Source organism: Pseudomonas sp. HMWF032, from assembly GCF_003060885.1.
In the GTDB taxonomy this organism is placed as follows: Bacteria; Pseudomonadota; Gammaproteobacteria; order Pseudomonadales; family Pseudomonadaceae; genus Aquipseudomonas.
In genome coordinates this window covers 394,300-407,762 of the sequence record NZ_QAIG01000008.1, presented here as the reverse complement: position 1 = coordinate 407,762, position 13,463 = coordinate 394,300, and the positions used below count along the sequence as shown (strand labels likewise).

11 protein-coding genes are annotated in these 13,463 nt (G+C 59.5%); 6 read left to right on the top strand and 5 right to left on the bottom strand.

The window, feature by feature from the left end; genetic code table 11:
- Positions 1 to 114 precede the first annotated feature (114 nt).
- Entirely contained in the window at positions 115 to 1,236 is a 1,122-nt protein-coding gene (locus DBR00_RS14305) for a branched-chain amino acid ABC transporter substrate-binding protein (RefSeq protein WP_108487275.1), read from the bottom strand.
- A 297-nt stretch (positions 1,237 to 1,533) separates the two neighbouring features.
- Here DBR00_RS14305 and DBR00_RS14300 point away from each other — a divergent pair, with 297 nt between their 5' ends.
- From DBR00_RS14300 to DBR00_RS14285, 4 genes are all read left to right on the top strand, one after another.
- Positions 1,534 to 1,851 (top strand): DUF2288 domain-containing protein, encoded by a 318-nt coding sequence (locus DBR00_RS14300; protein ID WP_108487274.1) that lies wholly within the window; start codon positions 1,534 to 1,536, stop codon positions 1,849 to 1,851.
- A 74-nt stretch (positions 1,852 to 1,925) separates the two neighbouring features.
- Positions 1,926 to 2,294: a DUF5064 family protein gene (locus DBR00_RS14295; RefSeq protein WP_108487273.1), complete on the top strand. Its 369-nt coding sequence runs from the start codon at positions 1,926 to 1,928 to the stop codon at positions 2,292 to 2,294.
- An 85-nt stretch (positions 2,295 to 2,379) separates the two neighbouring features.
- Positions 2,380 to 3,270 carry an NAD(P)-dependent oxidoreductase gene (locus DBR00_RS14290; protein ID WP_108487272.1) on the top strand — a complete coding sequence of 297 codons (891 nt, stop codon included), beginning with the start codon at positions 2,380 to 2,382 and terminating at the stop codon, positions 3,268 to 3,270.
- Positions 3,267 to 4,049, top strand: coding sequence for a hydroxypyruvate isomerase family protein (locus DBR00_RS14285; protein WP_108487271.1), 783 nt, complete (start codon positions 3,267 to 3,269; stop codon positions 4,047 to 4,049). Before DBR00_RS14290 ends, DBR00_RS14285 begins: the two co-directional genes overlap by 4 nt.
- A gap of 47 nt (positions 4,050 to 4,096) precedes the next feature.
- On the opposite strand, the gene DBR00_RS14280 is transcribed toward DBR00_RS14285, so the two are convergent.
- A complete protein-coding gene (locus DBR00_RS14280) occupies positions 4,097 to 6,280 on the bottom strand; it encodes a hypothetical protein (RefSeq protein ID WP_371920667.1) in 2,184 nt (727 codons plus the stop codon).
- 329 nt (positions 6,281 to 6,609) lie between these two features.
- Here DBR00_RS14280 and DBR00_RS14275 point away from each other — a divergent pair, with 329 nt between their 5' ends.
- Together DBR00_RS14275 and DBR00_RS14270 are read left to right on the top strand one after the other, a co-directional pair.
- The gene (locus tag DBR00_RS14275; protein ID WP_108487291.1) at positions 6,610 to 7,938 is read left to right on the top strand and encodes an MFS transporter; all 1,329 of its coding nucleotides are present in this window, start codon (positions 6,610 to 6,612) and stop codon (positions 7,936 to 7,938) included.
- Between the two features lie 109 nt (positions 7,939 to 8,047).
- Positions 8,048 to 10,006 carry an HD domain-containing phosphohydrolase gene (locus DBR00_RS14270; protein WP_158271573.1) on the top strand — a complete coding sequence of 653 codons (1,959 nt, stop codon included), beginning with the start codon at positions 8,048 to 8,050 and terminating at the stop codon, positions 10,004 to 10,006.
- A 64-nt stretch (positions 10,007 to 10,070) separates the two neighbouring features.
- Here the strand turns inward: DBR00_RS14270 and DBR00_RS14265 are convergent, their stop codons facing one another.
- The 3 genes from DBR00_RS14265 to DBR00_RS14255 are packed head-to-tail and all read right to left on the bottom strand — an operon-like array spanning position 10,071 to position 13,322.
- Entirely contained in the window at positions 10,071 to 10,958 is an 888-nt protein-coding gene (locus tag DBR00_RS14265) for a M48 family metalloprotease (RefSeq protein ID WP_108487268.1), read from the bottom strand.
- A gap of 20 nt (positions 10,959 to 10,978) precedes the next feature.
- Positions 10,979 to 11,482 carry an SH3 domain-containing protein gene (locus DBR00_RS14260; protein WP_158271572.1) on the bottom strand — a complete coding sequence of 168 codons (504 nt, stop codon included), beginning with the start codon at positions 11,480 to 11,482 and terminating at the stop codon, positions 10,979 to 10,981.
- Positions 11,475 to 13,322 carry a CHASE2 domain-containing protein gene (locus tag DBR00_RS14255; RefSeq protein ID WP_108487266.1) on the bottom strand — a complete coding sequence of 616 codons (1,848 nt, stop codon included), beginning with the start codon at positions 13,320 to 13,322 and terminating at the stop codon, positions 11,475 to 11,477. Before DBR00_RS14255 ends, DBR00_RS14260 begins: the two co-directional genes overlap by 8 nt.
- Positions 13,323 to 13,463 lie beyond the last annotated feature (141 nt).

The following is a 13,463-nucleotide window of genomic DNA, read 5'->3' as shown; positions in this document are numbered from 1 at the left end:
CTAACTCCTGGGTTGGCACGCAAGGCAGCGCTTGTGGCGCAGCATGCAACCGGAATTCTTCTAATAAACAAAGCCCACTGCGCAGGCAGTGGGCTTTGGGTTCAGGCGGGGAGCTTACTTGGCTTCGGTTTTGGTACCGTCCTGGTGCCAGTTGTACACCACGAAGCTGAAGTCTTTCAGGTCACCCTTGGCATCGAATGCCAGGTTGCCGGTCGGCGTATCGAAGCTGTTGGCACGCAGGGCAGCCGCCACTTTGGCAGTGTCAGTGTCGCCAGCTTTGGTGATGCCTTCAGCAATCACTTGTACTGCCGCGTATGCCGGGAACACAAACGGACCGCTCGGGTCTTCGTTCTTGGCTTTGAACGCATCAACCAGCGCCTGGTTGCGTGGGTCCTGGTCGAAGGACTTCGGCAGGGTGACCAGCAGACCTTCGGACGCCGGGCCGGCAATGGCCGAGATTTCCTTGTTGCCCACACCTTCAGGTCCCATGAACTTGACGCTCAGGCCTTTTTCCGACGTTTGACGCAGCAGCAGACCCAGCTCTGGGTGGTAGCCGCCGTAGTAGACGAAGTCCACACCGGCTTGCTTGAGCTTGGCGATCATGGCCGAGAAGTCCTTGTCGCCGGCGTTGATGCCTTCGAACAGGACAACTTTAGTGCCTTTGCTTTCCAGGGTCTGCTTGACCGCGGTAGCAATGCCTTCACCGTACTGCTGCTTATCGTGGATCACGGCAACCGCTTTCGGTTTGACCTTGTCAGCGATGAAGTTGCCAGCGGTTGGACCTTGCAGGCTGTCCAGACCAATGGTGCGGAACACCAACTCGTAGCCGCGTGCGGTGATGTCTGGGCTGGTGGAAGCCGCGGTGATCATCAGAATGCCTTCGTCTTCGTAGATGTCGGACGCCGGCTGGGTGGAGCTGGAGCAGAGGTGGCCAACAACAAACTTGACTTCGTCGTTGACGATTTTGTTGGCAACGGCAACGGCTTGCTTTGGATCACAGGCGTCGTCATAGACCACACCTTCGAGTTGTGCGCCGTTTACCCCGCCGGCCTTGTTGATCTGCTCGATGGCCATTTTGGCCCCGATGAATTGCATTTCACCGTACTGCGCGACTGCGCCGGTGACTGGGCCTGCCAGGCCAATCTTGATGGTGTCTGCCGCTACCGAGTAGCTGGCAACGCCAGCCATGGCCATGGCGGCAAACAGTTTGGACATCTGCTTAGTAGCCTTGTTCATAGTGCTCCACTCTTATTGGTTTTGATTGTTGTAGTTCTGGCGGCCAAAGCTGCAGAACCGGGATGTTCCCCCGGTCGTTCCCCCGGCAACTGTACCGGTGCAGTGTAGAGCGCGGCTTTACGGCTTGAAAAGCGGCTTGCTGGGGGCAAAACCTGAGGGTGTCGCTTTAACGCAATAAATGTATAGAAAAACGGCGTGTCTTGGTTGGCTCGGCCAGCGTCGCGAATTTGCCTGCTGGCAGCTCGACGTTATCATGCGCGTCTATCTGCTCAGTGGCCTTTTGTGACAGGACAATCCATGACTGAACAACCTAGCACCCTCTATGCCAAGCTGCTTGGAGAAACTGCGGCGATTAGTTGGCAAGAGCTGCAGCCTTTCTTTGCTCGCGGTGCCTTGTTGCTGGTCGATGGCGCTCAGGATCTGATCGAGGTGGCGCAGGCTGTGGCGCAGAATGATCAGGCGAAAGTGGCTGACTGGCTGGCCGCAGGGATCTTGAGTAAGGCCGACGACAGTCGTGCCGAAGACCTGTTAAAGCGCGATCCAGAATTGTGGGCGGTGGTGGTTGCCCCCTGGGTGCTGGCGCAGGAGCGCTGCGAGCGTCCTGCGCTGCACTGATTTAGCCCGTTTTTAGCGTCCACCATCAGCGACTATGCTGGCAGCAACATGGATCAATTCAGGAGGTTGCCAGCATGTTTGAGCCCGGTCATCTACACCGCACCAATCACGTGGCTTCGGCGGACACGCCGTTGTTCAGTGCCGATCTCTACTACGAAGTGCGTCAGGATCCCATCGAAGGCCCGATGCTGCATATGCGCCTGCAAGGCCAGGTCGGTGGCCAGGCGTTCAGCGAGGCGTTTGAACTGCACCGCGACACCGCGTTCAACTTCGCCAGTGTGGTCAGTCGTGTAGCACACAAGTATGGCCTGCCGACCAATACCAGCCTGATCATGCGTGGTCATGCTGAATATGACCTGATGTTCGAGGATATACGGCGCAAACTCGGTGCTCATAGTGGTGAGCCGGTCAATCTCGATCACCTTGAAAAAGACGGTCTGTAAACCTGCTGCATGAGTGTTGACTGGCGGGGCAGGTTTGCGCAGCGCTAGGTTAAGATGGCGGCTATCACTGCGCCGGAGTCTACCTATGTCCACCTCTCTTCCAGCCTTGGCATTTGCCGGAGTCGGCCTGATGGGCCTGCCCATGAGCCAGCGCCTGCTGGCTGCCGATTATCCCCTGACGGTCTGGAATCGCTCGCCTGAAAAATGTGCGTCTTTGCAATCTCAGGGCGCGCAGTTGGCTGCCAACCCATCACGGCTGTGTATGGCAGCGGATATCGTCATGCTCTGTTTGGCGAACACTGAGGTGGTGCGTGAGGTGGTGTTCGGGCCAGGCGGTATTGTGGAAACGGCAAAGCCCGGACAGTTGCTGGTGGATTTTTCCAGCCTGGAGCCTGCGGCCACCCGCCAGATGGCTGCTGAGTTGCACGCCCGTTGTGGCATGCACTGGATCGATGCCCCCGTCTCAGGCGGTACGCCGGGGGCGGTCAACGGTTCGTTGGCAATCATGGCGGGTGGCCGTAGCGAAGATATTGAGCGGGTTAGACCGATTCTCGCGCATCTGGGGCAGCGGCTGACGCGCATGGGCGACGTTGGCGCAGGCCAGGTGACCAAGGTGTGCAATCAGATGATCGTCGCCTGCAATGCGCTGGTGATCGCCGAAGTGGTGGCTCTGGCCGAGCAGGCTGGGGTTGATGCCCGCCTGATTGCGCCAGCGCTGGCCGGCGGTTTCGCCGATTCCAAACCGCTGCAGATTCTCGCGCCGCAGATGGCTGAGAGTCAGTTCGAGCCGATCAAGTGGCATGTACGAACCCTGCTCAAGGATCTCGATACGGCCGTGAAACTGTCGCAGCAGATCGGTTCGGCCACGCCCCTCAGTGGCCTGGCCGCGCAGTTGATGCGGCAACATGGCAGTCAGGGCAATCTGGAGCGTGATCCCGCCACCCTTGTGCAGTTGTACCGGGATTCTCAATCATGAAGGTCGCGGCCAATCTGTCGTTACTGTTTAACGAACTGCCGTTGATTGACCGCGTGGTGGCGGCGGCTGCGGCGGGCTTTGATGGCGTGGAAATTCAGTTCCCCTATGAGCTGCCGGCCATTCGCCTGAAAGAGGCGCTGGATGCGGCGGCCATGCCGCTGCGCCTGATCAACCTGCCGGCAGGTGATTTGATGAGCGGTGGTGCCGGTCTGGCGGCTGTGCCCATGCGTCAGGCTGAGTATGAGGTCGCTTTGCAGGAGGCGCTGAATTATGCGGCCATGGCACGGCCGGCGCTGGTCAACGTGCTGCCGGGTCGCCTGGCTGAGGGCGTTGAGTCTGAGCAGGCGTTGGTCTGCCTGATCGCCAATCTGCGCAAGACCGCCGAAGCTTTTCAGGTGTTGGGCATTGGTGTGGTGGTGGAAGCGATCAATCCGCTGGATATGCCGGGCTTTCTGATCAACACGCCGGCGCAGCTGGATGAATTGCTCAATGCTGTGGACCACCCCAACCTGGCGGCGCAGTACGACCTCTACCACATGGCACGGCAGGGCCTGGATGTGCCGGCCGGTATCGCCTTGCTGGCAGGACGTATCGGCCATGTGCAGTTTGCCGACTACCCTGGCCGTGGCGCGCCTGGCACCGGCGAGCTGCAGTTTGCGACGTTGCTCAAGGCGCTACGTGACAGTGGTTATCGGGGTTGGCTGGCGGCGGAATACCGACCGGGAGAGGCAGGTACCCAAGCCAGCCTGAGCTGGCTGCGTGAATGGCAAACGAGCTGATTTGAGTATCGGCAACCCGAGTGGCCCGGGTTGCCGGTTGTGGTGCGTCAGTCGGGCTTATCGTCAGCGTACTTGTTAAGCGAGATGACCCGGGTCTTGCCGATGCGATGGCGATAGATCTCGCGCAGGTACTTGATTGCCTTCTTCACGCTTTCACGCGAGAGGCGGATATCGTTGATCGACACAAACTTGTCCTGGTCATGGATCAGTTCGCGGTACTTTTTCTCATACATCGGTTTGATCGCATACCAGTTGGTGTCGAGAATTTTTGCCGGGTTCTCAAACTCGTTAAGCATGGCGTCAACCCGAACTTCGTCGAACTCCTCGCTCATGATGAAGTCAAGAATGGCGTTGTCCAGGCTGTCGTCGAAACGGTGTGGGTCGCGCGCGAAGCAGCGTTTGATAAAGGCCACGATCAGGGTCAGGAAGTCGTCCGACAGGCACGGACTCTTGACGATCAACGTGGTCAACGACAAGTTGGCCGACGCGCCAATTACCAAGGCGTAACGTTTCAGGGTGGTGTTGGGGAACAGGCTGTTGAGGTGGGTCTTGAGCCGGTTCAGATCCATATAGGAGAGTTTGTAGTCCTTTGGCAGTGAGACGATTGACACAACCGAAGAGCAATTTTTGAAAAAGTGCAGGTCACTGAGTTTTGCTGCATCGAAATTGGACTTCTTGTACTCATCCAGCGCCGCACGGTAGCGTTTGGATTCGATGGGTAGCAGGCTGATACCCTCGATGGCCTGGGTGACCTTGTTGAAGTGTGGCAGGTCGATGGAGCGGAAAAACAGGTCATCGATATTCAGGCGCGACGGTTCTTTATCCAGCACGCGGAACTTGTCCAGTGCCGCAGTGCTTTGCTCGGGTACCACTGATTCGGCATAGGCCACTGCCACAGGGCCGGCCAGACTCATGAACAGGTCATTGGCATCCAGGCGGATGGTTTCACCGATGTCGATGCCGGCGCGACGGAAGTAGTTCTGGTCGTAGTCAGTGGTGACCGCCTGGGCGGTAAGGATGTTGAAAATCTGCTGCGAGATGTATTGGTTGGCGTGACGTTCCATGGCATTGACATCAATATTCTGGATATTGCCATCATCACTTTCTTCGGCGTAACGCATGATGTCGTTGGAAATCAGCATCATCGCGTTCCACGGGCGGATGCGGCGCATCACGCTTTCTTCGCTGTTTTCTTCATTATCGAAGTTGTAGGAAAAATCCCATTCTTCAGCGAGGTATTTGCACAAGAGTCGCCCGGCGTTGATATGCAGGGCCTCGGACATCTCGCTGCGCTGGTCGGAGATGTTCGGCAGGATACAGATGCCGCTGGTGAAAATTGGCTCGAAGACGAAGCTGTGGTCGCGATTCTCCGGGCTGTCATCAAAAATTTTGGTGTCGAAGGTCTTGCTCATGTAGGCAAATTGCTGAGCCAGGCCAAACTCCGATGCCATGCCTGAACCGGTACCGCCGCCGGCACTGAAGATGTAGAAGTAAAGCCGGGACTGGTTGGCCTTGATGCCGCAGGAGTCGATCAGATAACTGTGGATAAATTTCCAGTCTTCATTGGTGAAGCGCTGGGTATCCTTATTGAGGATGATCTTGGCCAGGTACTGGCCGAGGATCGGCGCGTTACCGGCACCGCCCGCATGGACTTCGGAGAGGTCCATGATCTTCATCTTGCTGTAGTCGCTGAGGAAGCCGCTGGTTTCACCCTTGCGTGAAAAACGGATGCGGCCCTCAATGTCCTTGTCCAGGTCGCCGAGCATCACCAGCGGCTCGATCAGAAAGACCGGCTTGCTGTCCTTGCTCGGTGCACGCAGCAAATTGCTGCGGATCCAGCGGGTAGGGCGGAAATCCTGCTCGGTGACAGTCTTCTCTTCATTATTGAATTCGCTCAGGTAGAACTGTCGCGCGTTGTAGACCAGCGAGGCGACATCCAGCGCGATGTTCGAGCCACAGCGGCCCAGGCCAATCAGGCATACCGACGGGAAGTGCTGCACCCGGCGGTCGTGTTCCTCATCGTGCGGCACCGGTGGAAACACCAGGCTGCGCAAACCGTCGAGGTTGTCGAGAATGCGATCAATGTCGCGCTCGGTGAAATACATGTACTGCTCGCCGCTGTTGTCGATGCTGACCGGCACCCGTGGCGCGCTAGAAGGGCGCGGCTCAAGAGGAGGAAGTAAGGTATCTGCCAGGTCAGCCAGAGTGGCTTCGGTCGCGGGGGAGGTCACAGCGTCTTTTTTTGTTTTCATTTGGAGACAGTCCGGCGGCTAACAGGGTTAGAGGGGCAAATGGCCACATTGCGCTCGCTAGGCTTGTTTGTAGCATGAAAAATGGAAATTCTCGCGCTCTTGCATGGTTTTACTTGGTGTTCCATCGAGTTTTTACAAACACGCTGTGACGCCGCTGTCGGCGGGTGTGTCGATTACCCTGCATACACGCCACAAATAGTCACAGACAGCCCTAGCGGGAGGCTCTAGATTGCCCCCGCAGGTGCTGGATGCGGTACCGGCTTATAGCCGCTGACGTGTTTCGATAAAAACAATTAGAGATGGATCCCATGCAGCAGTCTCAACAAGCAGCGAATGCCTGGCGCATTCTGTTTCTGCTCTTTCTGGCCAATTTGTTCAATTTCTTTGATCGCACCATTCCAGCGATCATCATCGAGCCGATCCGCATGGAATGGCATCTCAGTGACCTGCAGCTGGGCTTGATCGGTACCGCCTTTACCATTGTCTATGCGATTGCCGGTGTTCCGCTGGGGCGGATGGCGGACACTGGTGCGCGGCGCAAAATCATGGGCTGGGGACTGGCGGTATGGAGTGGGTTGACGGCTGTGAATGGCCTGGCCTGGAACTTCTGGAGTTTTCTGCTGATTCGCATGGGGGTTGGCATCGGTGAGGCCAGCTATGCGCCTGCTGCCAACTCGCTGATCGGCGATCTGTTTCCGGCGCACAAGCGTGCGCGGGCTATGGGCATCTTTATGCTCGGCCTGCCGATTGGCCTGCTGCTGGCGTTCTTCACCATCGGTGCGATGGTCAAGGCGTTCGACAGCTGGCGCGCGCCCTTCTTTATTGCGGCGGTGCCGGGGCTGATCCTGGCGCTGTTTATGTTCTTTATCAAAGAGCCCAAGCGCGGTGCGGCGGAGCTGGTGCAGTCGCGCACCACGCCGGTGGAAAAACCCCTGCGTAAGGTGCTGGCGATTCGCACATTCTGGTGGTTGGTGATGGCCGGCCTGGCCTTCAACTTCGCCACCTATGCCTGCAATTCGTTCATGGTGCCGATGCTGCAACGCTACTTCCTGATGCCGCTGGAGCAGGCGGCAATGGCCACTGGGGTTATCGTCGGCTTGACGGGGCTGGTTGGTCTGACACTGGGCGGCTGGTTGGCGGACAAGATCCACCAGCGCTGGCAGGCCGGCCGCTTGCTGTTTGCGGCCCTGAGTATGCTGGTTGCCGCACTGGCTACAGGGTATGCGCTGGTGGCGGGGCGGATTGAAATTGCCTTGTTTGTTGCACTGTTCAGCATTGGCTGGCTGTTTGCCTATAACTTTTACACCTGTGTCTATACCGCGATTCAGGACGTGATTGAACCGCGTCTGCGGGCAACGGCCATGGCCTTGTTCTTCGCGGGTCTGTATCTACTTGGTGGTGGTCTGGGGCCCGTGGCCGTGGGCATGCTGTCGGACCATTACTCGCAGGCTGCAATGCTTGCCGCTGGCGCCAGTGAGATGAATGAAACCTTCAAGGCTGTAGGCCTGCACAATGCCATGTACCTGATCCCGGTGGCCTTGATGCTGACCATGCTGGCGTTGCTACAAGCCTCGCGCTGCTTTGTGGCCGATGCCGTCAGAATGCAGCAAAGCATGCAGCTGCAGCCCGCTACTTAAGTCGTTTTACCTGGCCGTTCGGCATGCGCCGGACGGCCAGGCAACGGCTAAACCCTGTGCAATACTCAGTCGCACTGCTGTCACGCAACTGCGACTGAGGACAACCATCATGGGCACTTCCCGCCTTGTGCTGGGCCACAGCAATGCGCTTGGCGAACACCCCCTGTATAACCTCCTGGTTCAGTGCCCACTGAGCTTGCAGCCGATTGATGCACCTGACCTGTTGCCGGATGAACTGGCGCTGGTGCTGCTTGACGAGCGGCTATTGGCACTCCGGCCGCTGGCCGATTGGCTGGATTGTGGCGCGATTTTGGTAGGCTGCATGGACCAGCCTGGCGTATTGCCGTTGCCGCCGCACGCCAGTGTCGAGGCGCTGGCAGCACTGCTGCGTTTTGCCGGCGAGCAGTACAGCCTGCGTCATCAGACCGAGCAGTTGGCCGCCGCCTTGGCGGGCAAACATGATGACTTGAGCAAGTTGGTCGACGTCGGCTTGGCGCTATCAGCCGAACGTGACCTGGACCGCCTGCTGGAAAAAATCCTGATTGAAGGGCGCCGCTTGTCCAACAGCGACGCCGCTTCGCTGTTTCTGGTCAGCCGCCGGCCGGATGCGCCGGCGCAGTTGATCTTCAAGCTAACGCAGAACGGCACGCTCAGCCAGAGCAGCTTTCAGGACCAGCGCATGCCGCTGAGCAAAGCCTCGATTGCCGGGTACGTTGCGCTGACCAGCACCGAGCTGAATATCGAGGACGTGTACGCGATTGCCGCCGATGCGCCGTACCGCTTCAACCGCTCTTTCGACCTGCAGATGGGCTACCGCACCATGTCGATCCTGGCGATCCCCATGCGTAACCATCGCCATGAAGTGGTCGGTGTGCTGGAGTTTATCAACCGCCAGCGTAAGGGCAGCGAGCAGCTTGAGCCTGAGCTGATTGCTTTTGATCAAGAAACCGCTGTGTCTTTGCGTGCATTGGCCAGCCAGGCGGCGGTGGCTATTGAAAATCGCCAATTGCTGGATGACATCAGCCGATTGTTCGATGGCTTTGTGCAGGCTTCGGTGTTTGCCATCGAACAGCGTGACCCGACCACCAGTGGCCATTCCTTCCGAGTGGCCGAACTGTGCCTGACCTTGGCCAACCAGTTGCCCCACGCCCCAGATTCGCGTTTGCGCGAACAGACGCTAAGCGTCGATGGTTTGCGCGAGCTGCGTTACGCCGCCTTGCTGCATGACTTCGGCAAGGTTGGGGTGCGCGAACATGTGCTGGTAAAAGCCAAGAAGCTCGCCGAGCCGGTGCTGGAAAACCTGCGTTATCGCGTTGCCCTGGCCCAGGAAAACCTGCGCAACCAGACCCTGCGCAAGATGCTGCATGCCTACCGCCATCAGGGTGGCCTGAGCGATGAGCGGCACCTGCAAATGGAAGCCGAGCTGGCCTATGAATGCGAGCGGCTGGAGCGTTACCTGAACAACATCATTCAGGCGAACGAGCCGAGCATGCTCAGTGAGGGAGATTTTCAGCACCTGCAGGAAGTACAGGGCGAATTGGTCAAGGCGCCCGGTAATTGCCTGGTCAGCCTGCTCAGTGAGGGCGAGTTCAATGCCCTGGCGGTGCGCAAGGGCAGCCTGACTAAGGCCGAGCGTGAAGAAATTGAGCGGCATGTGGTGCACACCCAGCAGTTTCTCAGCCTGATTCCCTGGACGCCGGATCTGCAGGGTGTACCGCACATTGCCGGGGCGCATCATGAGAAGCTGGATGGCAGTGGCTATCCCAAAGGTCTGATCGGCGATGCGATTCCCTGTGCTTCACGGATCATGACCATCTGCGATATCTATGACGCCCTGACGGCTGCTGATCGGCCCTACAAACCGGCGATGCCACTCGAGCGGGCGTTGGATATTCTTAAGAGCGAAGCGCAGAGCGGTTTGCTCGACGCCGAGCTGGTGCAGCTGTTCATCAACAACCGCTGCTTTCAGGTCACGGGGCCGCCGGGTTCACATACCACAGCGCCGTTCAGTCACCATGTGTGTGATTACGAGCCTTCGTGTACCCGCGAACATCCTCACACTCACTGAGAACCTGCCTTGTCTCGCTTTAGCTCGCGAGATCCAAAACAGGTTCTGAAATGGCTACTTGCCTTTACCGCTTGCTTTTGAGCGCTTGCTGATAGCGGGTGTCGAGGCTCTGCGTCGGACCGCTGGCGGTTGTTTCGATGTACAGATACACCGGCTGCAGGCGTTGCAGGCGGTCATCAATGCCTGGATGCACCTTGAGGAAGCTGCTCAGCGCCGCATCATCCTGGCGGGTCGTGCCCAGTGTCTGCAGCACCCCAGCCAGGCCATAGGCGTCATAGCCGGCGCGGGTGGCGATTACCGCGCCCATGGCATCGGCTTCGTATTCATCACCACGGTCTAAACCGCGGCTGTAGAGGTCGCTGACGCTGCGGGTAAAACGGTCGGTCAGCTCGCCGGCCTGGCTGCCGCCCTTGTCGGCGGCGCTGGCTTGCACGGCCAGGGTGGCCAGGTCGGCCAGCAAGCCGGTTTGCGCCTGTTGCTGAATGGCCTTGAGGTGATGTTGCTGCACCACATGTGCCACTTCGTGGGCCAGTACGCCGGCCAGTTCTGCCTCGCTGTTCATCCGGGTAAGCATGCCGCTGGTGATGAATACGTAACCGCCGGGTGCTGCATAGGCGGCTACTTGTGGGCTGTCGAGCACGACGAAGCGCCAGGGCAGGTCGGGGCGTTCGCTGTGCTGGGCGACCCACAGGCCGACGCGGTTGACGTAGGCCTGTAGCGGCGGATTGTTCAGCACTGCAGCTTTGCTCAGCAGGATGGTGGCGGTGTTCTGCCCGATCACCCGCTCTTCATCGACGCTTTTCTGACCCATGTTGGTCAGGTGCTGGCCGGCGCTGGCCAATTTGCCCAGGTCGACGCCCTGAATCTGCACACCCTCCAGACCTTGGCAGGCGCTGAGGCTGACGATCAGGCCGAGCAGGCTGGCGCACTTGAGTAATGTGGCAGTTTGCATATCGCTCTCCTCGCGGCGTGTTAGCGGGCGTAGGGCAGGTTCTGGCTGCGCAGGCCGCCTTGCTGGGCGAAGCTGCGCGCTTCACTCGGGCTGGCGGCGAAGGCATCCAGGCTCTGCACGCTGGCCGAGGTCTCGGCACTGCCGCTGCGCAATTCCTCGTCGCTGATGCCGCGAATTCCGGTGGCTACGCCGCTGGCGGGGGAGGCCTGGTTGCCGAGTTTGAGCAGGCTGCCCAGGTCATTGCTGCGGCTGGCTTGCGCATCCTTGGCAAAGCGCAGGCTGAGCAATGGCAGCCAACCGCGTTGACCGCTTGGGGTTTCCACCTGATACCAACCGCCCTGGCGTTCCAGTACCAATACCTGCGCCTGCTTGCCGACCTGGCCGACACTGGCTGCCGAGGCGCTGGGGTCGGCGCGCAGGGTATTGTCCTGCAAGGTCTGCGCCTGGCGTACTTCGGCCAGCGCCGAGAATCCGTAGAAACTGAATATCAGCGCCGCAAGGGCACTGCAGAGGCCTTTATTCATCATGTCTCCTTCGCGGCTCAAAGAGCATTACGGCTTCGGCGCGACCTTTTACCTGGTGTTCGCCCCGGGGCACGAAGTCCAGATCAAGTGTGCAGGCCTCACGGGTGGCGGCAGAAATCAGCAGATGGGCGCGGCCCTTGGTCAGCCCTTCGATGCGGCTGGCCAAGTTCACCGTGTCGCCTATTGCAGTGTAGTCATAGCGCTGCTTGGCGCCGACCAGGCCGACGACCGCTGGTCCCGTGTGCAGGCCAATGCCGATATCGAAATCCGGGCAGTTGTAGTCGCGGCGAAAGGCGTCGAGGTTATCCAGCATTTTCATCGCCGCGAGGATGGCTTGATCGGCTTGCTGCGGGTTGTCCAGCGGTGCGCCCCAGAATGCCATGATGGCGTCGCCGATAAACTTGTCGAGGGTCGCCTGGTGTTTGAACAGCACCTCGACCTGGCTGCTGAAATAGCCTTCGAGCAGGTGCACGATTTCGCTTGGCGTGTGCTGCTCGGAGAGGGTGGTAAAGCTGCGGATATCGGAAAACAGCACGGTTAGCTGGCACTCCTTGCTCGCCAGCAAGGCTTCCGGGTCGTCGCGCGATACCAGTTGGTTGACGACCACCGGGTCCATAAAGCGGCTGAACAGGCGAATGGTGTCCTGCAATTGCTGACGCCGGCGTAGGTAGAACAACGCGAGCGCGGTCGCCAGCAGCAGCCACAGACAGATCAGCCCGGGCACTACGCCGAGCAGCGTGCCCTGCAAGGCCAGCCAGTAGCTGCAGGCAACCAGTGTCAGGCTGCCTAACAGGCTCAGGGCAAAGGCCGCCGGTAGCTGCTCGCGCAGCAGCAATGCACTCAGACTGAGCAATAGCAGCAGCGGGCCGAGCACTTCCAGCCAGCTGTCGGCTTCGTGCAACTGGCTGTTGTTGAGCAGGTTGTCGATGGCTGTCATCAGGATAAATGGCGCGGGATAGAGAGTGTCCAGCGGGGTCGGGCGAAGGTCATGCAGGCCGGCGGCGGTGGTGCCGATAACGATGATGCGGTCCTTGAACTGTTCGGCTGCCAGCGGTTCGCCCTGATTGCGCGCGGCAGCCAGCACGGCGGCATAGGGCAGGCGTGGGTAGGGCAAGCGGCTGGTGCCGGGCCAGTCCAGCAGCAGGTTTTGTTGCGTCGGCAAGGCGCCGGTCAGGTCATACACGATGCGTGCAGGCAGGCTGGGCAGACGCCAGTCGGCAAAATTGCGGTACAGCTCATAACGCCGTCCGATGCCGTCGGCATCCGGGCGAAAGTTGATGCTGCCCAGGCGCCACAGCTCGCTGGGGACGGCGTTAGGCAGCAGGAGTAGGCCGCGTTGATCGTCTGCGCCGCGTTGCCCGGGTGCTTGCCAGGTGGGGGCAGGGTAGTCGCGCAGCAGTGGCGGCTGGCTGCCTGCGTCGGCTTGCTGGACCAGAGCGGCGAGGTAGACGTTGGAGCTGCGTTGCAGCACTTCGGCAAAGTAGCTGTCGGCGTCCGGGTTGAACTGGTCGGGTTCGCTGAACAGAATGTCGAAGGCTACGGCCTTGGGCTGTTGTCTGAGCAGGTATTCCAGCAGTTCGCCGTGCAGCGAGCGCGGCCAAGGCCATTTACCGGCTTCACCGGCCAGCACTTGCAGGCTCAGATCGTCGATATCTATCAGCAGCAGGCGTGGGTCGGGCGTCTGTTCGGCGGCGCGCTGGCGAATCAGCCAGTCGAGGTGGGCGTTGTTCAACCCGTTCAGGGCGGGCCACAGATGCAGCAGTGGAAGTAGGAGCAGCGCCAGCAGGCAAAGCCCGCCGAGGCTATGACGAAATCGGCGCGAGGCGGCGCGTGCAGGCACTGTGAGCTCCTGTGGGCTGGAGTGACAGAAGTAGTGTTTCTGACTCTAGCAGCCCGTGTGGAGTGCACCTCGGCGTAGGTTGGGTTGAGGAGCAGTGCGACGAAGCCCAACGACACCTGTCAAGGCCTGTTGGGCTTCGCT

What these genes read in the sequence shown, in the direction of transcription:
- DBR00_RS14260 (WP_158271572.1), bottom strand. Translation starts at nt 11,482, where the DNA reads ATGAATAAAGGCCTCTGCAGTGCCCTTGCGGCGCTGATATTCAGTTTC.
- DBR00_RS14295 (WP_108487273.1), top strand. Translation starts at nt 1,926, where the DNA reads ATGTTTGAGCCCGGTCATCTACACCGCACCAATCACGTGGCTTCGGCG.
- DBR00_RS14285 (WP_108487271.1), top strand. Translation starts at nt 3,267, where the DNA reads ATGAAGGTCGCGGCCAATCTGTCGTTACTGTTTAACGAACTGCCGTTG.
- DBR00_RS14265 (WP_108487268.1), bottom strand. Translation starts at nt 10,958, where the DNA reads ATGCAAACTGCCACATTACTCAAGTGCGCCAGCCTGCTCGGCCTGATC.
- DBR00_RS14275 (WP_108487291.1), top strand. Translation starts at nt 6,610, where the DNA reads ATGCAGCAGTCTCAACAAGCAGCGAATGCCTGGCGCATTCTGTTTCTG.
- DBR00_RS14305 (WP_108487275.1), bottom strand. Translation starts at nt 1,236, where the DNA reads ATGAACAAGGCTACTAAGCAGATGTCCAAACTGTTTGCCGCCATGGCC.
- DBR00_RS14270 (WP_158271573.1), top strand. Translation starts at nt 8,048, where the DNA reads ATGGGCACTTCCCGCCTTGTGCTGGGCCACAGCAATGCGCTTGGCGAA.
- DBR00_RS14290 (WP_108487272.1), top strand. Translation starts at nt 2,380, where the DNA reads ATGTCCACCTCTCTTCCAGCCTTGGCATTTGCCGGAGTCGGCCTGATG.
- DBR00_RS14300 (WP_108487274.1), top strand. Translation starts at nt 1,534, where the DNA reads ATGACTGAACAACCTAGCACCCTCTATGCCAAGCTGCTTGGAGAAACT.